Annotated in this window: 23 protein-coding genes; all 23 read left to right on the forward strand. The window is 39.7% G+C overall.

All coding sequences use genetic code 11. The features are described from left to right. Positions 1-189 precede the first annotated feature (189 nt). The 23 genes from ACE199_RS13045 to atpB all read left to right on the forward strand — a co-directional run bounded on the left by ACE199_RS13045 (position 190) and on the right by atpB (position 23,403). On the forward strand, positions 190-1,047 hold the full coding sequence (locus ACE199_RS13045; protein ID WP_127762224.1) for a class II fructose-bisphosphate aldolase: 858 nt from the start codon (positions 190-192) through the stop codon (positions 1,045-1,047). 101 nt (positions 1,048-1,148) lie between these two features. After that, positions 1,149-1,799: a fructose-6-phosphate aldolase gene (gene fsa / locus ACE199_RS13050; RefSeq protein WP_375350158.1), complete on the forward strand. Its 651-nt coding sequence runs from the start codon at positions 1,149-1,151 to the stop codon at positions 1,797-1,799. Between the two features lie 300 nt (positions 1,800-2,099). Continuing rightward, positions 2,100-3,383, forward strand: a complete 1,284-nt coding sequence (locus tag ACE199_RS13055; RefSeq protein ID WP_375350159.1) for a UDP-N-acetylglucosamine 1-carboxyvinyltransferase — start codon at positions 2,100-2,102, stop codon at positions 3,381-3,383. Between the two features lie 107 nt (positions 3,384-3,490). Continuing rightward, complete coding sequence (gene glpX, locus ACE199_RS13060; protein ID WP_252287570.1) at positions 3,491-4,453, forward strand: class II fructose-bisphosphatase; 963 nt, start codon at positions 3,491-3,493, stop codon at positions 4,451-4,453. A gap of 331 nt (positions 4,454-4,784) precedes the next feature. After that, entirely contained in the window at positions 4,785-6,065 is a 1,281-nt protein-coding gene (rho, locus tag ACE199_RS13065; protein WP_119115803.1) for a transcription termination factor Rho, read from the forward strand. 151 nt (positions 6,066-6,216) lie between these two features. Beyond that, entirely contained in the window at positions 6,217-6,420 is a 204-nt protein-coding gene (gene rpmE / locus ACE199_RS13070; RefSeq protein WP_127762220.1) for a 50S ribosomal protein L31, read from the forward strand. A 155-nt stretch (positions 6,421-6,575) separates the two neighbouring features. Beyond that, positions 6,576-7,148, forward strand: coding sequence for a thymidine kinase (locus ACE199_RS13075; RefSeq protein WP_252292080.1), 573 nt, complete (start codon positions 6,576-6,578; stop codon positions 7,146-7,148). Positions 7,149-7,392: 244 nt separating this feature from the next. Further along, positions 7,393-8,463, forward strand: coding sequence for a peptide chain release factor 1 (prfA, locus tag ACE199_RS13080; protein ID WP_127762218.1), 1,071 nt, complete (start codon positions 7,393-7,395; stop codon positions 8,461-8,463). After that, on the forward strand, positions 8,456-9,325 hold the full coding sequence (prmC, locus tag ACE199_RS13085; RefSeq protein ID WP_375350160.1) for a peptide chain release factor N(5)-glutamine methyltransferase: 870 nt from the start codon (positions 8,456-8,458) through the stop codon (positions 9,323-9,325). Before prfA ends, prmC begins: the two co-directional genes overlap by 8 nt. 219 nt (positions 9,326-9,544) lie before the next feature. Further along, positions 9,545-10,435 (forward strand): stage II sporulation protein R, encoded by an 891-nt coding sequence (gene spoIIR, locus ACE199_RS13090; protein WP_375350161.1) that lies wholly within the window; start codon positions 9,545-9,547, stop codon positions 10,433-10,435. Between the two features lie 232 nt (positions 10,436-10,667). Next, complete coding sequence (locus ACE199_RS13095; RefSeq protein ID WP_375350162.1) at positions 10,668-11,711, forward strand: L-threonylcarbamoyladenylate synthase; 1,044 nt, start codon at positions 10,668-10,670, stop codon at positions 11,709-11,711. A 132-nt stretch (positions 11,712-11,843) separates the two neighbouring features. After that, the gene (locus ACE199_RS13100; protein WP_375350163.1) at positions 11,844-12,398 is read left to right on the forward strand and encodes a manganese efflux pump MntP; all 555 of its coding nucleotides are present in this window, start codon (positions 11,844-11,846) and stop codon (positions 12,396-12,398) included. A 371-nt stretch (positions 12,399-12,769) separates the two neighbouring features. Beyond that, a complete protein-coding gene (locus tag ACE199_RS13105; RefSeq protein WP_375350164.1) occupies positions 12,770-13,213 on the forward strand; it encodes a low molecular weight protein arginine phosphatase in 444 nt (147 codons plus the stop codon). Positions 13,214-13,237: 24 nt separating this feature from the next. Continuing rightward, the gene (locus ACE199_RS13110) at positions 13,238-14,527 is read left to right on the forward strand and encodes a methyl-accepting chemotaxis protein (RefSeq protein ID WP_375350165.1); all 1,290 of its coding nucleotides are present in this window, start codon (positions 13,238-13,240) and stop codon (positions 14,525-14,527) included. Between the two features lie 97 nt (positions 14,528-14,624). Further along, positions 14,625-15,065 (forward strand): ribose 5-phosphate isomerase B, encoded by a 441-nt coding sequence (rpiB, locus tag ACE199_RS13115; RefSeq protein ID WP_127762211.1) that lies wholly within the window; start codon positions 14,625-14,627, stop codon positions 15,063-15,065. A 38-nt stretch (positions 15,066-15,103) separates the two neighbouring features. Next, positions 15,104-15,691, forward strand: coding sequence for a TIGR01440 family protein (locus tag ACE199_RS13120; protein ID WP_375350205.1), 588 nt, complete (start codon positions 15,104-15,106; stop codon positions 15,689-15,691). A 409-nt stretch (positions 15,692-16,100) separates the two neighbouring features. Beyond that, on the forward strand, positions 16,101-17,342 hold the full coding sequence (gene glyA / locus ACE199_RS13125; protein WP_375350166.1) for a serine hydroxymethyltransferase: 1,242 nt from the start codon (positions 16,101-16,103) through the stop codon (positions 17,340-17,342). Between the two features lie 257 nt (positions 17,343-17,599). Further along, on the forward strand, positions 17,600-18,229 hold the full coding sequence (gene upp, locus ACE199_RS13130; protein WP_119115792.1) for a uracil phosphoribosyltransferase: 630 nt from the start codon (positions 17,600-17,602) through the stop codon (positions 18,227-18,229). A 97-nt stretch (positions 18,230-18,326) separates the two neighbouring features. Further along, complete coding sequence (gene wecB / locus ACE199_RS13135; RefSeq protein ID WP_375350206.1) at positions 18,327-19,463, forward strand: non-hydrolyzing UDP-N-acetylglucosamine 2-epimerase; 1,137 nt, start codon at positions 18,327-18,329, stop codon at positions 19,461-19,463. A gap of 164 nt (positions 19,464-19,627) precedes the next feature. Next, the gene (locus ACE199_RS13140) at positions 19,628-21,844 is read left to right on the forward strand and encodes a S8 family serine peptidase (RefSeq protein WP_375350167.1); all 2,217 of its coding nucleotides are present in this window, start codon (positions 19,628-19,630) and stop codon (positions 21,842-21,844) included. A gap of 221 nt (positions 21,845-22,065) precedes the next feature. Then, positions 22,066-22,278 (forward strand): AtpZ/AtpI family protein, encoded by a 213-nt coding sequence (locus ACE199_RS13145; RefSeq protein ID WP_127762208.1) that lies wholly within the window; start codon positions 22,066-22,068, stop codon positions 22,276-22,278. Positions 22,279-22,295: 17 nt separating this feature from the next. Beyond that, positions 22,296-22,664, forward strand: a complete 369-nt coding sequence (locus ACE199_RS13150) for an ATP synthase subunit I (protein ID WP_375350168.1) — start codon at positions 22,296-22,298, stop codon at positions 22,662-22,664. Between the two features lie 22 nt (positions 22,665-22,686). Then, entirely contained in the window at positions 22,687-23,403 is a 717-nt protein-coding gene (gene atpB, locus ACE199_RS13155; RefSeq protein ID WP_127762206.1) for a F0F1 ATP synthase subunit A, read from the forward strand. Positions 23,404-23,456 lie beyond the last annotated feature (53 nt).

The following is a 23,456-nucleotide window of genomic DNA, read 5'->3' on the forward strand; positions in this document are numbered from 1 at the left end:
TAAAATATAGCCTAAAAGTAAGTAAATAAACATGGGGTATTTGTTGCTGTTTTTTTCATGTATTGATATGCTAAAAGAGAAAAAACATGAACTCTAAGCGATTGACCAGAGTCATTTAAGGGTATAGCTAGAGATTGGATACATGTTGTAAAAAACACTTAGATTTTTATTTACATAGGAGGAACAAACATGCCTTTAGTTTCAATGAAAGAAATGTTGAACAAAGCACTTGCAGAAAAATATGCAGTGGGGCAATTCAACATTAATAATTTAGAATGGACACAAGCCATTTTAGCTGCGGCAGAAGAAGAAAAGTCCCCGGTTATTCTAGGAGTATCTGAGGGAGCTGCCCGCTACATGGGTGGATTTAAAACGACTGTAATGCTTGTTAAAGGTTTACTAGAAGATATGAATATTACAGTTCCTGTTGCGATTCATTTAGATCATGGATCAAGCTTTGAGAAGTGTAAAGAAGCAATCGATGCTGGTTTCACATCTGTCATGATTGATGCGTCTCATCATCCGATTGAAGAAAATATTAGTACAACAAAGCAAGTGGTGGAATATGCACATGCACGTAACGTATCTGTAGAAGCGGAAGTAGGAACAGTTGGCGGACAAGAAGATGACGTTGTGGCTGAAGGTGTTATTTATGCCGATCCAAAAGAGTGTGAACAATTAGTAAAAGAAACAAATGTAGACTGCTTTGCTCCAGCACTTGGGTCTGTTCACGGCCCTTATAAAGGTGAACCAAACCTTGGATATAAAGAAATGGAAGAGGTTCGTGATTTAACGAAAATTCCATTAGTGCTGCACGGTGGTACGGGCATTCCTACGAAAGATATCCAAAAAGCAATCTCACTTGGAACATCTAAGATCAATGTAAATACAGAAAATCAAATCGTCTTTACGAAAGTAGTTCGTGATATTTTGAATAAGGATGCAAAAGTATACGATCCTCGTAAATTTATCGGACCTGGACGTGAAGCGATTAAAGAAACTGTTATTGGAAAGATTCGTGAATTTGGTTCAAACGGAAAAGCGTAATCTTTTTTAATAACCTATCTTATGTCCTTTCATGCAGGAGTTACGTTCATTTAGCATGAAAGGACTTTGTTATCAATTACTTACTTATTGGAGGCTTACTCATGAAATTTTTTATTGATACAGCAAATATTGAAGAAATTCGTGAAGCACATGCTTTAGGGGTTTTAGCAGGTGTAACAACGAATCCATCACTAGTAGCAAAGGAAAAAGGCGTTTCGTTTCATGATCGTTTAAAAGAAATTACAAGCTTAGTGAAAGATTCTGTATCTGCAGAGGTTATTGCTCTTGATTTTGAAGGAATGATGAAGGAAGCAGAAGAGCTAACGGCCATCGCTCCAAATATCACGATTAAAGTGCCGATGACTCCAGATGGTTTAAAAACGGTAGCGGCTCTTTCGAAAAAAGGAGTTAAGACAAATGTTACGCTTATTTTCAGTGCCAACCAAGCGCTGTTAGCGGCTAGAGCAGGGGCTACTTATGTGTCACCATTCCTTGGTCGTTTAGATGATATCGGGCAAAATGGCTTACAACTCATTTCAGATATTGCAGATATTTTTGCTATTCATGATATTCAAACGGAAATTATCGCAGCATCTATTCGTCATCCAATGCATATTACAGAAGCTGCTTTAAAAGGTGCGCATATTGCAACAGTTCCTTATAAAGTTATTCTACAATTATTCAATCACCCATTAACCGACAAAGGGATTGAAGCATTTCTTAAGGACTGGAGCTCACGTACAGAACAATAAGAATCTTTCTCGCTAAGCCATGGTATTTTGTGCGATTTTTATATAATCGTATAGAAGTCATTTTGACGTAGTCGCTTAGTTTAGGAAATCGTATACGGGCAACTACGCTTCAGGTTACCTAAAAGCGAGCCAATCGACGAGTTTTCTTTTTATTTTTTCTTAATTTCTTACATGAATTTGCCATTTTTGTGCACACTAATAAAATGAAAAAATAAATTTGTCGATTTTTGCACATGTCAATTGGAAAAAATAACTATTTAAAATATCTTCTTCAGTGCTTAGCGTAGAAGGGAGTTTAATATGGAAAAATTAAAAATAGCTGGCGGTTATCCTTTGAAAGGAAGCATTCGTGTAAGCGGTGCTAAAAACAGCGCAGTTGCTCTAATACCTGCAACTATTTTAGCGGATTCTCCTGTGACGATTGAAGGGTTACCAGATATTTCGGATGTGCAAACATTACAAGCGTTAATGGAAGAAATCGGTGGACAAGTTCGTTTTGAAGATGGAGAAATGACGGTAGATCCTAGACAGATGGTTTCTATGCCATTACCAAACGGGCGTGTGAAAAAGCTTCGTGCCTCTTACTATTTAATGGGGGCTATGCTTGGGAAATTTAAAAAGGCTGTTATCGGTCTCCCTGGCGGCTGTCATTTAGGTCCTCGCCCAATCGATCAGCACATTAAGGGATTTGAAGCACTAGGGGCTAAAGTAACAAATGAACAAGGTGCCATTTATTTGCGAGCAGATGAATTACAAGGAGCTCGTATTTACCTTGATGTCGTAAGTGTTGGGGCTACGATTAATATTATGTTGGCTGCTGTTTTGGCAAAAGGAAGAACCGTGATTGAAAATGCAGCAAAAGAGCCGGAAATCATTGATGTTGCTACGTTACTAACGAACATGGGTGCCAAAATTAAAGGAGCGGGAACGGATATTATTCGCATTGACGGAGTAGAGCATCTGCATGGTTGCCGCCATACGATTATTCCAGACCGAATTGAAGCGGGGACGTTTATGATTTTGGCAGCAGCCGTAGGGGAAGGGATTTTAATCGATAATGTGATTCCGCAGCATCTCGAATCTGTTACAGCTAAACTTCGTGAAGCAGGTGTTCAGATTGAAGTGGCAGATGATCAAATGTTTGTTTCACGAGGAGAGGGATTGAAAGCTGTTGATATTAAGACGCTTGTATATCCTGGTTTTCCAACGGACTTACAGCAGCCATTTACCTCTTTATTAACGAGGGCTAACGGTTCAAGCATTGTCACAGATACGATTTATGGTGCTCGCTTTAAGCATATTGATGAACTTCGTCGAATGAATGGAAAGATTAAAGTCGAAGGAAGATCCGCGATTATTGACGGTTCTGTTCAGTTGCAAGGTGCGAAGGTCAAAGCGAGCGATTTACGAGCAGGTGCTGCTCTTGTTATTGCAGGTCTTATGGCCGAAGGGGTGACTGAAGTAACAGGACTTGAGCATATTGATCGTGGATATAGTCATTTAGTAGAGAAGCTTTCGGGACTTGGGGCGACTATTTGGCGTGAAAAAATGACGCAAGAAGAAGTAGAACAGCTAAAAAGCTGAATTCTTCTCTTATTGTGTTATCGTATATGATATAATGTGTTATACTATTGTTGGTATAGAAATATAAAAAGTCATATATGTTAGTGAACACTGAGGAGGAACCAGTAATGGAAAGAAGCTTATCAATGGAGCTTGTTCGCGTTACAGAAGCAGCAGCTTTATCTTCTGCACGTTGGATGGGACGCGGAAAGAAAAACGAAGCAGATGATGCTGCCACTACAGCAATGCGTGATGTATTTAATACGATTCCTATGCAAGGAACGGTCGTTATCGGAGAAGGTGAAATGGACGAAGCTCCTATGTTATATATCGGCGAGAAATTAGGGACGGGAATTGGCCCTTTAGTTGATATAGCTGTAGATCCTTTAGAAGGAACGAATATCGTTGCATCTGGTAGTTGGAATGCATTAGCCGTGCTAGCTGTCGCTGATCAAGGCAATCTTCTTCATGCTCCTGATATGTATATGGATAAAATCGCTGTTGGGCCGGAAGCGGTTGGGCAGATTGATATAAATGCATCTGTTTTGGATAACTTGAAAGCTGTTGCCAAAGCAAAAAATAAAGACATTCAAGATGTAGTAGCGACTGTTTTAAATCGCGATCGTCATGCTAAAATTATTCATGAACTGCGCGAAGCGGGAGCGCGGATTAAGCTCATTAATGATGGTGATGTAGCTGCGGCGATTAATACAGCTTTTGATCAAACAGGTGTCGATATTTTATTCGGTTCAGGCGGAGCTCCAGAAGGTGTTATTTCTGCCGTTGCATTAAAATGCTTAGGTGGAGAACTCCAAGGGAAATTACTTCCGCAGAGTGATGAAGAATTAATTCGTTGCGGGAAAATGGGCCTTGATGTAAATAAAGTTCTCCGTATGGAAGATCTTGTTCGCGGTGATGATGCTATTTTCGCAGCAACAGGGGTAACGGATGGAGAATTGTTACGCGGTGTTCAATTTAAAGGACATTACGGTTCAACTCATTCAGTTGTTATGCGTGCAAAATCAGGTACTGTTCGTTTTGTTGAAGGACGTCACAGCATTGCGATTAAACCAAACGGTTTTGTGGGATAATTGAATCATTAAAATATTTGCATGTTATTTATGAAAAAGCGGGCGATGATGATCGCTCGCTTTCCCTATAAAAATTTTTTAAGTTGAATATTTAATTTAAAGGAAGTACAATAAAACTTAATTTCCTATGATATAAAAAAATATTCTACCTTTAACTCCTAACTTCAAGAAGCCTTCCATTTATTTCTTCATTAAAGTGAGAGTGTATCATCCTTTCTAAAAGAGAAAAGCCGATTCAGGTACAAGATTGTGGTTTTTCTTTCTATCCATTAATCATTTCTTTTTTCAGTATGGGTGAAATATGTCTAATTAACTAAAGTGTGGTGTCAGAATGAATTTAACTATTTCTAATTTAGAAAACATGAAACTAAAAGATCTATATGAGCACGCACGTCAGTATAAAGTGTCTTATTACAGCAAGCTCTCGAAGAAGGAACTGATTTTTGCTATTTTGAAGGCTCAAGCTGAACAAGACGGACTGCTGTTTATGGAGGGTGTATTAGAAATTATTCCTTCAGAGGGATTTGGCTTCTTACGTCCGATTAATTATTCTCCTAGTTCGGAAGATATTTATATTTCTGCGTCGCAAATTCGTAGATTTGATTTACGTAATGGGGATAAAGTATCGGGAAAAGTACGTCCACCGAAGGAAAACGAGCGTTATTATGGGCTCTTGCACGTGGAGGCGGTTAATGGAGATAATCCGGAGTCCGCTAAAGAGCGTGTGCATTTCCCTGGCTTAACGCCGTTATATCCAAATCGTCAAATTAAGTTGGAAACGACTCCTAGAAACTTATCAACAAGAATTATGGATGTGTTAGCTCCTGTTGGATTTGGTCAACGTGGTTTAATTGTTGCCCCCCCAAAAGCAGGGAAAACGATGCTCATTAAAGAAATTGCTAATTCCATTACAACGAACCATCCTGATGCGGAATTGATTGTTTTACTTATTGATGAGCGTCCGGAAGAGGTAACGGATATTGAGCGTTCAGTAGCGGGCGATGTTGTAAGTTCAACGTTTGATGAAGTGCCTGAAAATCATATTAAAGTAGCTGAACTTGTGCTGGAACGTGCGATGCGTTTAGTGGAGCATAAACGCGATGTTATTATTTTAATGGATAGTATTACGCGTTTGGCTCGTGCCTATAACCTTGTGATTCCACCAAGTGGCCGTACATTGTCCGGAGGGATTGATCCAGCAGCTTTCCATCGACCAAAACGATTCTTTGGTGCTGCGCGTAATATTGAAGAGGGCGGCAGTCTAACGATTTTAGCTACGGCATTAGTCGATACAGGTTCGCGTATGGATGATGTTATTTATGAAGAATTTAAAGGGACAGGTAACATGGAGCTTCATCTAGATCGTTCATTGGCAGAAAGACGTATTTTCCCAGCGATTGATATTAGACGTTCTGGAACAAGGAAGGAAGAGCTTCTGATTCCGAAAGAACATTTAGACAAGCTGTGGGCTATCCGTAAAACGATGTCTGATTCGCCTGATTTTGCTGAGAAGTTCTTGCGTCGCTTAAGACAAACGAAGAGCAATGAAGAATTTTTTAGCAAGTTAGATGAAGAAATGAAAAAGGGAGTTGCGAGTGCAAAACGCTCTTAGTCGAGAGCATTCATGAAACTACTTGCACAACGCCCATAGACTTGTTATAATAGATTCATGTGTTTTTACAATAAATGTGTGGTTATTGCAATCACATCTTGGTTAATATAACTCTGTTTCGCAAGATTCAGGGCAGAAGGAGCTGAAAAGAATGAAAGCTGGAATCCATCCAAATTATAAAGCTGCAAAAGTTATTTGCTCTTGTGGTAACACATTTGAAACAGGTTCAGTAAAAGAAGAGATCCGAGTTGAGACTTGTTCTGAATGTCATCCATTCTACACTGGACGTCAAAAATTCGCTGAAGCTGGCGGACGTGTTGACCGTTTCAACAAAAAATACGGCCTTAAATCATAAGGTGAAGTTAAAAAACAGGCAAGTGCATTATCTTGCCTGTTTTTTTATGGCCTTAAACGGATAAATGAAAAGGGATTTTTGTATTTGGCTCGGTAAAATGGATAGAAAGCGAATAATTCGGTATGCTGTGAAGTAAGTGAGCAAGGAGGATTCGAATGGCACAATTATTTTTTAAATACGGGGCTATGAACAGCGGGAAGTCTATTGAAATTTTAAAAGTAGCGTACAATTATGAAGAACAAAATAAGCCGGTCTTAATGTTTACTTCTGGTATTGATACAAGGGATGAAGTAGGGCATGTTTCGAGTAGAATAGGACTAAAAAGAAAAGCGATTCCTATTTTTGATGAAACGAATATTGTTAATATCGTTAAAGAGCATGCTGAAAAGCCGTATTGTGTATTAGTAGATGAGGTGCAGTTCTTAAAAAAAGAGCATGTTCTGCAATTAACAGAAATCGTCGATGAGTTAGATATTCCTGTTATGGGATTTGGTCTTAAAAATGATTTCCAAAATGAGTTATTTGAAGGAAGTCGCTATTTATTGATATACGCTGATAAAATTGAAGAAATGAAAACCATATGCTGGTTCTGCCATAGAAAAGCTATTATGAATTTAAGAGTAGACGAACAAGGAAAACCGGTTTACGTAGGGGACCAAATACAAATTGGCGGGAATGATACCTATTATCCAGTTTGTAGGAAGTGTCATGCTAATCCACCGCTATAACTTTGAAAATAAGCGAGAAATAAAGAATATTCCACGATAAAGCTGATTTTTCCTGCGCTAAGGGAGATCAGCTTTTTATATATGGGAAGGACATGTTCTGGATGCTCGTTTCGTTTTTCAGGATTGTTTGCAGTTCATTTGAATCTCTTTGACGTTCATTATTTGCATATACTATAATGAAAGAAGTGTGATTACAAAGTCGAGTTCTTGGTGTATGGCAGAGAACATAATGAGGTGAATAAGCGTGTTTGATCGATTACAAGCAGTGGAAGATAGATATGAACGGTTAAATGAATTATTAAGTGATCCGGAAGTGATTAATGATTCGAAAAAACTTCGTGAATATTCGAAAGAGCAATCAGATATTCAAGAAACGGTTATGACATATAAAGAATATAAATCAGTAAAAGAACAAATCCAAGATGCGAAGGCGATGCTTGAAGAGAAGCTGGATGCAGATATGCGAGACATGGTAAAGGAAGAGCTTAGTGAGCTAGAGGAAGCAGAAGAACAGCTTCAAGGGAAATTGAAAATCTTGCTGATTCCAAAAGACCCAAATGATGATAAAAACGTTATTATGGAAATTCGCGGTGCAGCTGGTGGGGATGAGGCTGCTTTATTCGCTGGGAACTTATACCGCATGTACAGCCGTTATGCCGAAATGCAAGGTTGGAAAACGGAAGTCATTGAGACGAATGCAACAGGTTTAGGCGGCTTTAAGGAAATTATCTTTATGATTAATGGTCAAGGGGCATACTCGAAGCTGAAGTTTGAAAATGGCGCTCATCGAGTTCAACGTGTTCCTGAAACAGAGTCAGGCGGCCGTATTCATACGTCTACCGCAACAGTAGTCGTTTTACCTGAAACAGAAGAAGTAGAAATTGAAATTCATGATAAAGATATCCGTTTTGATACATATGCATCTTCTGGTGCAGGTGGTCAAAGCGTTAATACGACGATGTCAGCTGTTCGGTTAACCCACATTCCTACAGGCGTCGTTGTTACGTGTCAAGATGAAAAATCGCAGCATAAAAACAGAGAGAAAGCGATGAAAGTATTGCGTGCTCGTGTGTATGATAAGTTTCAAAGAGAAGCTCAAGCGGAATACGATCAAAATCGAAAGCTCGCGGTTGGTACCGGAGATCGTTCGGAACGTATTCGTACGTACAATTTCCCGCAAAATCGCGTAACCGACCATCGTATTGGTTTAACGATTCAAAAGTTAGATCAAATTATGGAAGGGAAACTAGATGAAGTGATTGACGCATTAATTTTAGAAGATCAATCTTCGAAATTGGAGCAAGCTAATGAGTAGTTCCGTGCGTAAAGTATACGAAGCCCTCAATTGGGCTTCTTCTTTTTTAAAGGAATACAGTCGTGATGCAAATGCTGGGGAGTTGTTATTGCAGCATATTTTACAAATGAGTCGCTCGCAGCTATTTGCAAGCTTGCGTGATGAATTATCGGGCGATGCATTCACTGCTTTTGAAAAAGCTGTCAAACAACATGCAGAAGGAATGCCGATTCAATATATTATAGGAAGCGAAGAGTTTTATGGACGAACGTTTTTGGTTAATGAAGAGGTACTCATTCCAAGGCCGGAAACAGAAGAGTTAGTGTATCATACGCTGCGCAAAATTCAATCGATGTTCCCTAAAGATAAAGAGGTACATGTAGTGGATGTAGGTACTGGCAGCGGAGCGATTGCCATTACCATGAAGCTTGAAGAACCGCGTCTACGAGTCACAGCAACGGATATCGCTAGTCCTTCCCTGCAAGTAGCGAAGCAGAATGCTCAAGCTTTAGAAGCGGATGTCCAGTTCGTTCAGGGAGATTTATTGCAGCCCTTTATAGAAGCAGGTCAAAAATTTGATGTGTTATTGTCCAACCCGCCTTATATTCCAGATGCTGATAGGATGGAGATGTCTGAAGTGGTGACGGAGCATGAACCGCATCGTGCGCTATTTGCAGGTGTGGATGGCCTCGATTTTTATCGACGGTTTATGGAAGAACTGCCGTCTGTAATGCGTATCCCTGGATTAATTGGCTTTGAGGTTGGTGCGGGTCAAGGCGAACGTGTAGCCGAGCTTTTACGCGGTGCGTTTAGCCAGGCTGAAGTATCGGTGGAATATGATATAAACGGAAAAGATCGTATGGTATTTGCGAGGCTGGTCTAGACTCCTTAGGCAGCCTTTTTTATCCTGCACTGTAAGACCCTGCTGACGTAAGTTTCATTTTATGAGAGAGCCTCTTTGAACTAAGCTGTCTACACAGCCGGTCTATATGAGGAAGTTTTTCAAGCCCCTTTCCCATCTCGCCATTTAGAAAATATATTAATTTACTAGTTTAAGATATGGAAAAATTGGTGAGACTGTGGGTACAAGGGGGCGAGAGGAATGAAGAAACGAAACTTAGCTATTATATATCTATTAATCTTAACAATAGGAACAATTATTAGTTTATATATACCGAAGCAGGAAACGGCACAAGCGGATACGATGGTTATTCCGGATGAGGCGATTCGTTTAAGAATACTAGCTAATAGTGATCGGGAAGCAGATCAGGCTGTTAAACGCTTAATTCGGGATGAAGTGAATAAAGATATTACAGAATGGGTGGCGGAATTAACGTCATTAGAGGAAGCAAGGAAAGTGATCACGTCACATTTAGATGATATTCAGGCAACGGCTGAGCGTGTAGTGGCTGAGGAAGGATTGAATCAATCGGTACAAGTAGATTTTGGCCAAGCAGAATTTCCAACAAAACTGTATGGTCAATATCTATATCCAGCAGGTGATTATGAGGCTGTTATTATTACATTAGGTGAAGGGGACGGAGCGAATTGGTGGTGCGTGTTATTTCCACCGTTATGTTTTCTTGATTTTTCAAATGGGACAGCAGTAAGTCAAACTCCATTTGAAGAGGAAGAAGTACCTGCTGAATCTGTGTCTGTGCAACCGACTGAGACAGAAAATAGTCAAGTGGAAGAAAATAAGACCGATGCCAATGTTGAGGAAATTGTTGAAGAGCAAGAAGAACAACAGCAAATCGCGCCAAAAACGGCTGCCGAAAGTCAACCTGTACACGATCAGGAAGAACCACAACAAGAAGAACCAGCACAAAAAGTGGTTACGGCTAATCAACCTGTATATGATGAGGAAGAACCACAACAAAAAGAACCGGCACAAAAAGTAGTGGCCGCCAGTCAATCTGTATATGATGGAGAAGAAGAGCCAAAAATCGTAGAAAAGTCGTTATTTGCAGAAATCTTTTCTAAAGTGTTTTAAGTGATTTATACACAAATTTATCCACAGTATATACACAGCTGTTAAAGTCACTGTGACATATTTATCCACAGTATATACACAGTTTGTGGATAATATTTGTATTATAGGGTGTATTCTTCTATACTTTCTAAGTGTATGAGCGGATAATTGTTGATAATTTATGTCGATATTTGTTGTTTTGATAACAATTTGAAGTAAGATGAAATGTGAAGATGAAATGAAGGTGTTAGTTGTGGAAACAAAGCTTTGGATAGTGGATAAAACTGTGGATAATACACAGCCTTATCCACAGATAATAGAAGCTGCTCATTTATTAACTAAAAATGAAGTAGTGGCCTTTCCGACAGAGACGGTATATGGATTGGGAGCAAATGCGAGAAGTGAAGAAGCTGTCAAAAAAGTGTTTGAGGCAAAAGGGCGCCCGAGTGATAATCCGTTAATTGTCCACATTGCATCTCAATCTCAGCTTGAAGAGATTGTCGTGGATATTCCGCCTGTTGCGAAACAATTAATGGCTGCATTTTGGCCGGGGCCTTTAACGCTTATTTTGAAGCAAAAGCCTGGAACACTAGCTGCAGCGGTTACAGCTGGACTAGATACAGTAGCTGTTCGTATGCCTGATCATGCTGTAGCTCATCAATTAATTGAGGCAAGTGGTCTTCCTATTGCTGCCCCAAGCGCTAATACATCTGGAAAGCCTAGTCCTACTTTAGCGAAACATGTTCAAGATGATTTATATGGTCGTATAGCCGGTATTGTGGATGGTGGTCCGACGGGAGTAGGCGTGGAATCGACGGTATTAGATTGTACAGAAGATATTCCAATCATTCTTCGTCCGGGTGGTGTGACGAAAGAACAATTAGAAACGATTATCGGGCAGGTAAAAGAAGACCGAGCGTTCGTAAAAAAAGACGAGGCTCCAAAGGCACCGGGGATGAAATATACTCACTATGCCCCAAAGGCACCACTTACATTAGTAAAAGGTGAGCGTGCTTTTATACAGCAATTGATTAATGAGAAACGAGCAGAGGGAATGAAAGTAGGTCTACTTGCGGCTAGCGAGCATCAAGCGTTGTATGAAGCAGACTATATTGTAGCTCCAGGATCTTTAGCAGAGTTATCCACAGTTGCGAGTGGTCTATATGATGCACTGCGGCAATTTGATGATGTACATGTGGATATTATTTATAGTGAAGTGTTCCCGCAGGCAGGCATTGGTCAAGCGATTATGAATCGTTTGTTTAAAGCGGCAGGGCAACAAGTTATTGAGCAATAATCGGTTTTATTTTAAAGTGAAGCGCCCATCATTAGCTGGGTGCTTCACTTTTTTATGGTTTCATTTTTAATTCTAACTTTTCTCCAGTGTACATAGCTTGTATAAGTACAAGCATATTCGAGGAGGAATCGTATGCAGCCTGTTATGAGTGAACTGATTACATTAATCATTATGGCATTTGCGTTAGGGATGGATGCCTTTTCTATAGGATTAGGTATGGGGATGTTTAAATTACGTCTAAAACAAATATTCAAGATTGGGCTGACAGTTGGGTTCTTTCATATCTGGATGCCCCTGTTAGGTATGATATGCGGTCGGTTTTTATCGGAACAATTTGGTACATTTGCTGCTTATGCGGGGGGGATACTGCTTATTCTTCTTGGAATTCAGATGTTGTTTTCGGGGATAAAAGGCGGGGAAAGTGCTACGCTTGCACCGGTCGGCAAAGGGTTGCTAGTATTTGCTTTAAGTGTGAGTTTAGATAGCTTTTCCGTTGGTCTAACACTCGGAATTTATGGAGCGAGGACCATTTTAGCACTTACATGCTTTGGTTTGGCGGCGATGATTTTAACATGGAGCGGGCTATTAATTGGAAGGAAGATTCAAGGTCTTTTAGGGTTATACAGTGAAATATTAGGTGGAAGTATTCTTTGTGCCTTCGGACTAAAATTGTTACTGTTTAACTAAAACGATGAATGAAAGTTGTAAAAAAGTTCATAAAAATTTAATAGTGCGTGAATTGTTTCTGCTCTTGATATACGTTACGATTAAAGGTGTAGGTAATTATCCCTATGAAACCAAGCTTTTGATGTAGTTGTCCCAATCGCTGATGCAATAGTAGAGCGATATACATAAAGAAACCTCATAAGCTCTGGGATTTTGAAGTTTGTTGAATAAAGGGTTATGTCGGAAATGTGAAATTACTGTAAAAATTACAGGGTAAATCTAGTTTTTTACAGTAATAATATGTTACATTTTAATAATAAGTAGGTCAAAAGTATCGATAACACTCATAGGGCTGTCATGTATAATTATAAAAATAAAGGAGGTCCAACAAAATGATTAAAATACTTTTCGTTTGTACAGGGAATACATGTAGAAGTCCTATGGCAGAAGCGATTTTAAAAGGCAAGAATATTCCGGGAGTTAAGGTGAAATCAGCAGGTGTATATGCAGCTGCAGGTCAAGGAGCCTCCGTATATGCCGAAAAAACATTACGTGAGCATAATATTATACATCATCATTCCTCTATGTCGTTGTCAGAAGAAGAATTGGAGTGGGCTACTCATATTCTTACGATGACAGAAGGACATAAATCCACCATTATTAATTCTTTCCCAAAAACTTTGGATAAGGTTTTCACTTTAAAAGAGTATGTAAATGACGATATAACCAATATGGATGTTATGGATCCCTATGGTGGTTCGCAAGATGTATATCGAGAAACATTTAGGGAGCTTGAGTCCTTAATTACTAAACTAATTAAGAAGTTAGGAGTATAGGCGCGTGTACAAGGGGGAAAAGCAATGGCAGAGAGAAAGCATTTTAAGTTCGGCTTACGAAAACAAATGGCCATTTTTATTACATTGGTAGCCTTAGTTACTTATACAACGTCAGGTTTGTTTATTTTTGTTCTACAACCATTATTTTTTCCAGAATGGAATTTAGTTGCTTTTATTATTATTACATTATCATTAGGGATTATTTGGTCAGGTATACTTGCCTTTTTTGCAGCAGGCGTGATTATCAATCCATTGCGCAAATTAGAGGCAGTAGCATTAGATGCGGCGAATGGAAATATTACAGAAGAAGTGGAATTAGCGAAGGCCGATGATGAAATTCGTTCTCTAGGTGTTGCTTTCAATCATATGCTGTTTAACTTAAGAGAAATGGTTCAAAGCATTGAGGAGAATTTTCAAGAAACGAATCGTAAAGTCATCCATATTTCAGAGGAAGCGAAGAAGGCTTCTCAGCAAGCGGAAACTATTGCAGCTACAATTGATGATATTTCAAAAGGTGCGGATACTTCAGCTGTCTCTATTATGAGTACGGCTCAGTCTATGGAAGATGTCACCATGATTGCACATCAAGTACAAAGTAAGGCGAAAGCATCCGTTGCTTCTTCAAGTGAAATGATGAATGAACTGATGAAGAGTAAAGAAGTGATTGCTTCCCTCGTACAAGGAATTGAGAGTTTAGCCGAAGAAAATCGAGCATCATTAAATTCGGTCAAGCGTTTAGAGGAAAATGCAAATAAGATTGGCCAAATTATCGAGCTTGTTGGCGATATTGCAGCACAGACGAATTTGCTTGCTTTAAATGCCTCCATTGAAGCTGCTCGTGCTGGAGAGCATGGGAGAGGCTTTGCGGTCGTAGCGGAGGAAGTTCGTTTATTAGCTGACGAAAGTGCGAAAGCGGTTCAGGGCATCACTGGCTTTATTCAAAATATTCAGCATGAAGTTCAAGTTGTTGTTAGACAAATTACAGAGCAAGTGGCAGCTGCCAATGAAGGTGCGCAAAAAGGGGCCGAAACCGATGTGGTCATTGCAGATATGACGAAAAAGGTTCACAATGTGGTAGCGGAAGTTCAAGACATTACTGAGCTTGTCGATCGTCAAATGGAGAGCATTGAGCATACGTCTCAGCAAACGGAGGAAGTGGCAGCTATTGCAGAAGAAACGTCAGCAGGAGCAGAGGAAGTAACGACAACTACACATGATCAAGCTTTAATTATGGAGAATGTAGATGGTTTAGCTTCAGATTTAAAAGAGCAAGCAGAGAAATTGAAGCAAACTATTACTCGATTTCGGATTTAATAGTTGAGCAAGAAATCATGATAAGATTTCTTGCTTTTCTTTATCTTTTTATACTTTTGTGACACAATACATATATCAAATATCTAGGGGGATAAGGATGAAAGTAGCAATTGCATCAGATCATGGAGGAATTAAAATCCGTGAAGAAATTAAACAATTAATGGATGAATTACAAATTCCATATGAAGATTTTGGCTGTGAATGTTCAACATCAGTGGACTATCCAGATTATGCACTGCCGGTTGCCGAGAAGGTAGCTCAAGGAGAATTTGACCGTGGTATTCTTATTTGCGGCACAGGGATTGGAATGAGTATTGCTGCGAATAAAGTAAAGGGTGTTCGCTGTGCGCTTGTGCATGATGTGTATAGTGCAAAACTAACACGTCAGCATAATGACAGCAATGTATTAGCTATGGGAGAGCGTGTTATTGGACCTGGATTAGCGCGTGAAATTGCACAAGCTTGGCTGACAAATGAATTTGAAGGCGGGCGCCATGCAAATCGTATCGGTAAGATTGCTGATTATGAAGGGAAATAATTAAGTAAGCATTTTTGAAAGGATGCGCATGTTAGATGATGGATGAGGCTTCTTTTTCAATAGAATTGAACAAGTGGAGAGAGCAACTTCGTACGATTTTAACAGAATTTCAAAACGCTGCTCATTTAAATGACAAGCATTTGTTTGTGATTGGATGCAGTACAAGTGAAGTCATCGGTAAGCGAATTGGCACAGAGGGAACACTTGCCGTAGCTGAAATGGTTTACAGTGAGTTGCAGGCCTTTCAACTACAAGCGGGGGTTGGGCTTGCGTTTCAATGTTGTGAACATTTGAACCGTGCGCTCGTTTTACCGCGTGAAATCGCTGAGCAGCGGGGATATGAAGAAGTATCTGTCGTTCCTGTTCGTAAAGCGGGCGGCTCCATGGCTACGTATGCTTATCAGCAGTTAAATAATCCTGTTGTTGTAGAGCATATTACAGCCGAAGCGGGTATCGATATTGGGGATACATTTATTGGAATGCATGTAAAACATGTTGCTGTTCCAATTCGAACATCGATCAAAGAGGTTGGACACGCTCATGTAACGCTCGCTAAAACGCGTCCGAAACTAATTGGCGGCGAAAGAGCGGTTTATACGAATGATGTCATGAATACTAGTTGTTAAATAAAGCTGAGGCAAGGGGTTGTAGCAGACAATCGTTTGCATCAGCTTTTTTCTGTTTTATTTTATCAGCTTTGTTAAACAATATTATTGACCATACGATTTTTGGCTCGTTTGTCTTTACGTAAATGAGCAGAAGTCAACAACGCCCCATTTTTATAATTCACGTTGTAAAATAACGGTATAAGGAAGGATTATAACGGTGGAAGATGGAAAAAACGAACGATTTTTTCTTGTTAAATTTAAATGTTCGCAAAAAAGAGACTATCGTTTCCAAAAAAGACGTGTTAAAATGGAGTAGAATTTTCGAAATAATTAAGCAGTAGGCTTTTTCATGCCTATTTTGAGGGCATGTTGTCCATAAATAAAAAAGCGAAGATACCCGCAACAATAACTTAGGAGGCTTTACGTAATGAGTATTTTAGAAAAACAAGATGAACAAGTGTTTAAGGCGATTCAACTTGAATTAGGTCGTCAAAGAAGTAAAATCGAGCTAATCGCTTCTGAGAACTTCGTAAGCGAAGCGGTAATGGAAGCACAAGGATCTGTATTAACAAATAAATATGCAGAAGGCTATCCTGGTAAACGTTATTATGGTGGCTGTGAGTATGTTGATATCGTGGAAGATTTAGCTCGCGACCGTGCGAAACAAATCTTTGGAGCGGAGTATGTAAACGTACAACCTCACTCTGGAGCACAAGCGAATATGGCGGTTTACTTTACAGTTCTTAAAACGGGAGATACAGTTCTTGGAATGAACCTTTCTCATGGTGGTCACTTAACGCACGGAAGCCATGTAAACTTCAGTGGTGTAAACTACAACTTTGTTGAGTATGGTGTAGATGAAAAAGATCACCGCATTGACTATAACGATGTATTAGAAAAAGCACGTGAACATAAACCAAAATTAATCGTAGCTGGTGCAAGTGCTTACCCACGTCAAATCGATTTCAAGCGTTTCCGTGAAATCGCGGATGAAGTAGGTGCGTACTTAATGGTTGATATGGCGCATATCGCAGGTCTTGTTGCAACAGGCTTACATCCAAGTCCAGTGCCGCATGCACATTTCGTAACAACAACAACGCACAAAACACTTCGTGGACCACGTGGTGGAATGATTCTTTGTAAAGAAGAGTTTGGTAAGCAAATTGATAAATCAGTTTTCCCTGGTATTCAAGGTGGTCCATTAATGCACGTTATCTCTGCGAAAGCTGTAGCATTTGGTGAAACACTTCAAGACGATTTTAAAGAGTACGGAAAACAAATTATTGCAAATGCAAAACGTCTTGGCGAAGGCTTGAAAAAAGAAGGCTTTACACTTGTTTCTGACGGAACAGATAACCACCTTCTTCTAGTAGATGTTCGTTCGGTTAACTTAACAGGTAAAGTAGCTGAGATTGTGTTGGATGAAGTAGGGGTTACGGTTAATAAAAATGCGATTCCATTTGATCCGGAAAAACCATTCGTTACAAGCGGAATTCGTATCGGTACAGCTGCGGTTACTTCTCGTGGCTTTGTAGAAGAAGATATGGACGAAATTGCGTCTATCATTGGTCTTGTATTGAAAAACCATGAAGATGAAGCGAAACTAGAAGAAGCAAGACAACGTGTAGCAGCTCTTTCTGGTAAATATCAATTATATCCATCACTTTAATCAAATAAGAGAGTGACGTAAAGGGACTAGCTTCCACAACATGATCATATCAACATGGTCTTGTGGAGGCTGGTCCTTTTTCTTTTTGAAAAATCAGACTTTTAAACCTTTATTGAAGATTGATAGGTTTTTCTGTACAATGAGTTGATGTGAATATTAGAAGTGAAAAACATACGTCCATATTTTATCAATATTTAATATTTGCTTAGTAAAATGTTAATAATGGAGTAGTAACATAAATGAAGGAGAGATGCAAAATGGGAAAAGTATATGTATTTGATCACCCGTTAATCCAACATAAATTAGCTTACATACGCGATGTAAATACAGGAACAAAGGAATTTCGCGAACTTGTTGATGAAGTAGCCTCTTTAATGGCTTTTGAAATTACAAGAGATATGCCGTTAGAAGAAGTAGAAATTCAAACACCTGTTAGTAAAGCAAAAGTAAAAATGCTTTCAGGAAAAAAATTAGGCATTGTTCCGATTTTGCGTGCAGGTATTGGAATGGTTGACGGGATTATTAAGCTCATTCCAGCTGCAAAAGTAGGTCATGTTGGTTTATACCGCGATCCACAAACATTAAAGCCGGTTGAATATTATGTGAAAATGCCAAGTGATTTAGAAGAAAGAGAATGCATCGTTGTAGACCCAATGCTTGCAACAGGCGGATCAGCGATTGAAGCCATTCATTCTATTAAAAAACGCGGTGCGGTCAATATTAAATTCATGTGCTTAATTGCAGCTCCAGAAGGCGTAGATGCACTGAAAGAAGCGCATCCAGATGTTGATATTTATATCGCAGGTCTTGATGAGAAATTAAATGACCATGGCTATATTGTACCGGGACTTGGTGATGCCGGAGATCGTTTGTTTGGTACAAAATAAGCTGAGCGAAGAAAGCGACTGTACATTTTAAACAGTTGTTATTTTGTTTGACTATATGAAAAATGGGGTGTTTGATGTGATAAAACCAATTAAGGTTATGACCATTTTTGGGACAAGGCCAGAGGCTATTAAAATGGCACCGCTTGTTCTTGAATTTCAAAAGCACCCAGAATTTTTTACACCAATTGTGGCGGTAACGGCCCAACATAGACAAATGCTCGACCAAGTGCTTGATTTATTTTCTATCCAGCCTGATTATGACTTAAATATTATGAAAGACCGTCAAACACTGGCGGATATTACAACAAAAGCGCTGTCTGGCTTAGACCGTGTGATGAAAGAAGCTGAGCCGGATATTGTCCTTGTACATGGAGATACGACGACGACATTTGCGGCAAGTCTTGCTGCCTACTATAACCAAATTATTATTGGTCACGTTGAAGCTGGTTTACGAACGTGGAATAAATACTCTCCATATCCTGAAGAGATGAATCGCCAGTTAACGGGTACGCTGGCTGATCTTCATTTCGCTCCAACGCTCCAAGCCGAACAAAATTTAGTTCAAGAACATAAAACGAACCATATTTTTGTTACAGGTAATACCGCAACCGATGCGTTAAAAACAACCGTTCAAGCTGCCTATTCTCATCCAGTTTTATCGGCACTTGGAGAGGATCGTCTCGTTTTATTAACGGCACATCGTCGTGAGAACTTAGGGGAGCCGATGCGAAATATTTTTCGTGCGGTAAAGCGGATTGTGATGGAGCAAGAAGATGTTCAAGTCGTATACCCGGTTCATCTGAATCCAGCTGTTCGGGAATTGGCGGAGGAGATACTAGGTAATGATCCGCGCATTCATTTAATTGAACCATTAGATGTGTTAGATTTTCATAACTTTGCAGCAAGAGCGTATTTGATTTTGACAGACTCGGGCGGTATACAAGAAGAAGCCCCTTCACTTGGGGTACCGGTGCTTGTTTTGCGAGATACGACAGAGCGTCCAGAGGGGATTGCGGCTGGTACGTTACGCTTAGCTGGAACGGATGAGGAAACGGTTTATAAACTAACGCATGAATTGCTGACGAATCGTGATGAGCATGACAAGATGTCAAAAGCTTCGAATCCATATGGAGATGGACATGCTTCAGAGCGGATAGCAAAAGCCATTCGTTATTATTTTAAACAAATTGATATGCCGCCAAATCGATTTGAATCTGAGAAAGAGGTTGTCTAGCTTTAGACAGCTTCTTTTTTATGTGTATTATTTGGAAGTATCTTGATGAAATCTCGCTAATTATGAAGGAAATCCCGCCAAATTCTTCATAATCCCGCCAACTTTCTACGTATACTCTCTCTTTGTTGTGAAATTATAACCCTAAAGGGGGGAGGCGACTGCATGTGAAAAGGCTGATTTGGTTAATAAGCTTCTTGTTAGTTTTGGGAAGTAGTAGTGGATTTGCGGCGATTCATGTACCGCCATTACCAAAGGTTTCAGAATTAACACGTACAACAGCGGTTGTAATTCTTAAGGACACGATGAAGAAAGAGCAAATTGAGCAGGTGTTAAAAAAATATCCCTCACTAAAGCTAAGAACTATATATAAACATGCGATTACAGGCTTTTCTGTATCAGGGGAAAAGCGTGATGTAGCCAAATTACAACAAGAATCGTTTATTCAAGCGGTAACGGAAATAGCAGTTTATCATGCTGCGTTAGATGAGAGTGTCCCCTTTATTGGAGGCGACCAAGTAAGAGGGGTATATGATTCAAGGAAACAACGAATAACAGGAAAAGGAATTAAAGTGGGGGTTATTGATACAGGGATTGATTATACGCATCCGGACTTAAAGCATGCTTATAAAGGAGGCAAAGATCTTGTCGACCATGATAATGACCCAATGGAAACGAGGGGAAACCCTGAGTTGGCAACTATTCATGGGACACATGTTGCTGGAATTATTGCAGCAAACGGAAAGGTGAAAGGAGTTGCCCCTGAAGCTGAAATTTATGCTTACCGTGCTTTAGGACCAGGAGGATCGGGGGATACAGAGCAAGTGTTGTTAGCGATTGATGCCGCTATTGAAGATGGGGTCGATGTGTTAAATTTGTCACTTGGCAATGAAGTGAATGGTCCGGATTTACCAATATCTTTGGCTCTGAATAAAGCCGTAGATCAAGGTATTGTTGCGGTTACTTCAAACGGCAATTCAGGCCCAGCCGTTTGGACAGTCGGTTCTCCGGGAACATCAGAAAAGGCGATATCTGTTGGAGCCTCTACACCACCGATGAAAGTTCCATACCTTATATATGGGCTCGGAACAGAGAAACAAGAAGTAAGTCTGCTGCCTGTACAAGGGGCAAAAGAGTGGTCTATCGCTTCCTCAGAAAACATAGTAGATGGTGGACTTGGCGAACGAAAAGAATTAAAAGGTGTTCAAGGGAAAATTGTTCTTATTCAACGAGGGAAATTAAGTTTTTTGGATAAAGTGAAAAATGCAAAAAAAGCAGGAGCTAAGGCTGTCATTATTTTTAATAATACAAAAGGGTCTTTTACAGCTGGGTTAGGGAAAGATGTCAACTTTCCTGCAGCAACGATTCCAAAAAAGGATGGAGAGCGCATCAAAAGGATGATTTCTAATAAAGAAGGCCAGACCGTCCGCTTTGTTTATCGAAAGGAACAAGATAGACTAGCTGATTTTAGCTCAAGGGGGCCAGTGACCGTAAGCTGGGATATTAAACCTGATATTCTCGCTCCAGGTGTCGGGATTTATAGTACGATTCCTAATGGATATACGGAACTTGCTGGAACAAGTATGTCAGCTCCCCATGTTGCTGGAGCTTGTGCTCTATTGCTGCAAGCTCACCCTAATTGGACACCAAACCAAATTAAATCAGCTTTGATGACAACAGCCAAGCCTTTAAAGAATAAGAGTCGAGACTGGTATCATACGTTTGAACAAGGGGCAGGCCGGTTGCAGATTGCGGAAGCTCTTAAGGCAGATACTTTGTTGTATCCGAGTTCTCTTTCGTTTGGGATGTATACACGAAAAGAAGGGATTGACGAACATCAAGAAGAAATTGTGGTAGAAAATACGGGGCCTGCAGAGCAGCATTATTCGTTTCGTATGCCGTTAAAAGAACCAGGTATTACTTGGGATTTGCCAACGATCTTTACCGTTCAGCCGGGTGAAAAGAAAAAGTTGATGGTTGGATTACAAATAAACCCATCTGAAATGAAGAAAGGGGTCTATGACGGATATCTTATTTTAATGGAAGGAACTAGGAAAATCAACTTGCCATTCTTGTATGTAAAAGAAGAACCGGATTACCCTAGAATTATGGGATTTGAATTTGGTCAAGGAGATAAAATAGGCACGTATCGCTATGAAATGTATTTACCTCGTGGAGCAGATGAATTTGGCATTGCCCTGTATGATGCAGATAGCTTAGCCTTTGTTGGGTTTATGGACTGGAAAAAAACGGTCCCGCCAGGACTTATTAAACGAGAAGTAAAAGGAAAGAAACTACCGCCATCTGGGATATATAAAGCAATTATTTTTGCCAAAAGAGGCACAAGGGAAGATCGAATTGAAACGATGATACACATCGATTAAAAAGGTTGTCAAGTCAAAATTCGACAAAAGATGTGAACAATTCGTTAAAACTTACGAATCTGTGACAAATTTCACTAACCACTCATTGACATTGATTCTAGCCTATTGTATGCTAACTAAGGATATGAAATGAGAGGGTTTTCAAGTGCGAAAAATGTCGTTTGAATACCACTTTCTTCCTTGATTTATCCATCACCAAATTCAACCACGAGGATGCGATTATGAGTCAGAACAAGCGCCACCCATTTAAGGCCATGGCATTGATTTCAGTGATTCTTTCACAATTAGTCGGTCCAATCTTGATAGGTATTTTCTTTGGAAAATGGCTTGATAGCACATTTAATACCGAACCGCTGCTTTTAGTGGTAGGCCTTCTAATAGGACTTGCTACCGGCATTATTGCAATGCTCAGCACAGTTCGACAATATTTCTAGGGAGATTATATGACAACATGCCAGAATTAGATACTATGTTCATTAGGCAACGAAAGTACATTTTGTATTTATTGAGTATTTACATACTAGGAGCAGCATTTACTCCGTATGATACAATTTTCCAAGGACTTATGCTTGGAACAACGTGTAGCCTAATTAATTTCTGGTCAATGGTCAAAAAAAACAGAAAATTCACTGAGGCAGCAGCAGCAGGCAGAAAGATGAAGTCCCTTGGCAGCGTGACAAGAATGTCAGTAGGAGCCCTAGCTGCGGTGATCGCTTTACAGTATCCTGACAAGTTTCAAATAGCAAGTGTGGTTATGGGATTAATGACAGCCTATTTTGTCATTATGATAGATTATTTTATACAAATTTTACGTCGCTAGTAAAGAAGAGAGGTGAATACTGTTGAATCATGAAGCTCCTTTGTGGGAACTTATGGATACCGGGATATATTTTAATTTGGCCAACGTCCTTATGATTACTGTCGCAAGTCTTATAGTCTTTATTATCGCTGTAGCGGCAACTCGTCAACTTGCGATGAAGCCAACGGGAATCCAAAACTTCATTGAGTGGGTTATGGATTTTGTTAAAAATATCATCAACAGCAATATGGATTGGCGTACAGGTGGTCGTTTCCTTATGTTAGGGATGACATTAATCATGTACATCTTTGTATCCAATATGTTGGGGTTACCGTTTGCGGTTGTAGTCGGGCATGAATTATGGTGGAAATCACCTACAGCCGATCCAGCGATTACGTTAACATTAGCCGTAATGGTAATGGGATTAACTCATTATTATGGTATTAAAATGCGAGGCGGAAAAGCTTACGCGAAAACTTATGTTCAGCCAATGGGATTCTTATTCCCGTTAAAAGTAATTGAAGAGTTCTCTAACACGTTAACGTTAGGTCTGCGTCTTTACGGGAATATCTATGCGGGTGAGTTGCTATTAAGCTTACTTGTAGGATTAGGAACAAGTAGTGTGTTTGGTGCACTTGGTGCTGTTTTACCAATGTTAGCTTGGCAAGGATTCAGTGTCTTTGTCGGTTCCATTCAAGCGTTTATCTTCACTATGTTAACGATGGTTTATCTTTCTCATAAAGTAAGTGACGACCATTAATTATAAACTTTGTTCAATATTTGAACATTCTATTTAAAAACTAATAAACATTT

Origin of the sequence: Peribacillus sp. Hz7 (assembly GCF_042136355.1) — a bacterium.
Taxonomy (GTDB): Bacteria; Bacillota; Bacilli; order Bacillales; family DSM-1321; genus Peribacillus; species Peribacillus asahii_A.

Bases quoted from the DNA above. Each gene is read 5' to 3' on its own strand.
- ACE199_RS13045 (WP_127762224.1), top strand. From the start codon at position 190: ATGCCTTTAGTTTCAATGAAAGAAATGTTGAACAAAGCACTTGCAGAA.
- fsa (WP_375350158.1), top strand. From the start codon at position 1,149: ATGAAATTTTTTATTGATACAGCAAATATTGAAGAAATTCGTGAAGCA.
- ACE199_RS13055 (WP_375350159.1), top strand. From the start codon at position 2,100: ATGGAAAAATTAAAAATAGCTGGCGGTTATCCTTTGAAAGGAAGCATT.
- glpX (WP_252287570.1), top strand. From the start codon at position 3,491: ATGGAAAGAAGCTTATCAATGGAGCTTGTTCGCGTTACAGAAGCAGCA.
- rho (WP_119115803.1), top strand. From the start codon at position 4,785: ATGAATTTAACTATTTCTAATTTAGAAAACATGAAACTAAAAGATCTA.
- rpmE (WP_127762220.1), top strand. From the start codon at position 6,217: ATGAAAGCTGGAATCCATCCAAATTATAAAGCTGCAAAAGTTATTTGC.
- ACE199_RS13075 (WP_252292080.1), top strand. From the start codon at position 6,576: ATGGCACAATTATTTTTTAAATACGGGGCTATGAACAGCGGGAAGTCT.
- prmC (WP_375350160.1), top strand. From the start codon at position 8,456: ATGAGTAGTTCCGTGCGTAAAGTATACGAAGCCCTCAATTGGGCTTCT.
- spoIIR (WP_375350161.1), top strand. From the start codon at position 9,545: ATGAAGAAACGAAACTTAGCTATTATATATCTATTAATCTTAACAATA.
- ACE199_RS13100 (WP_375350163.1), top strand. From the start codon at position 11,844: ATGCAGCCTGTTATGAGTGAACTGATTACATTAATCATTATGGCATTT.
- ACE199_RS13105 (WP_375350164.1), top strand. From the start codon at position 12,770: ATGATTAAAATACTTTTCGTTTGTACAGGGAATACATGTAGAAGTCCT.
- ACE199_RS13110 (WP_375350165.1), top strand. From the start codon at position 13,238: ATGGCAGAGAGAAAGCATTTTAAGTTCGGCTTACGAAAACAAATGGCC.
- rpiB (WP_127762211.1), top strand. From the start codon at position 14,625: ATGAAAGTAGCAATTGCATCAGATCATGGAGGAATTAAAATCCGTGAA.
- ACE199_RS13120 (WP_375350205.1), top strand. From the start codon at position 15,104: ATGGATGAGGCTTCTTTTTCAATAGAATTGAACAAGTGGAGAGAGCAA.
- glyA (WP_375350166.1), top strand. From the start codon at position 16,101: ATGAGTATTTTAGAAAAACAAGATGAACAAGTGTTTAAGGCGATTCAA.
- upp (WP_119115792.1), top strand. From the start codon at position 17,600: ATGGGAAAAGTATATGTATTTGATCACCCGTTAATCCAACATAAATTA.
- wecB (WP_375350206.1), top strand. From the start codon at position 18,327: ATGACCATTTTTGGGACAAGGCCAGAGGCTATTAAAATGGCACCGCTT.
- ACE199_RS13145 (WP_127762208.1), top strand. From the start codon at position 22,066: ATGAGTCAGAACAAGCGCCACCCATTTAAGGCCATGGCATTGATTTCA.
- ACE199_RS13150 (WP_375350168.1), top strand. From the start codon at position 22,296: ATGCCAGAATTAGATACTATGTTCATTAGGCAACGAAAGTACATTTTG.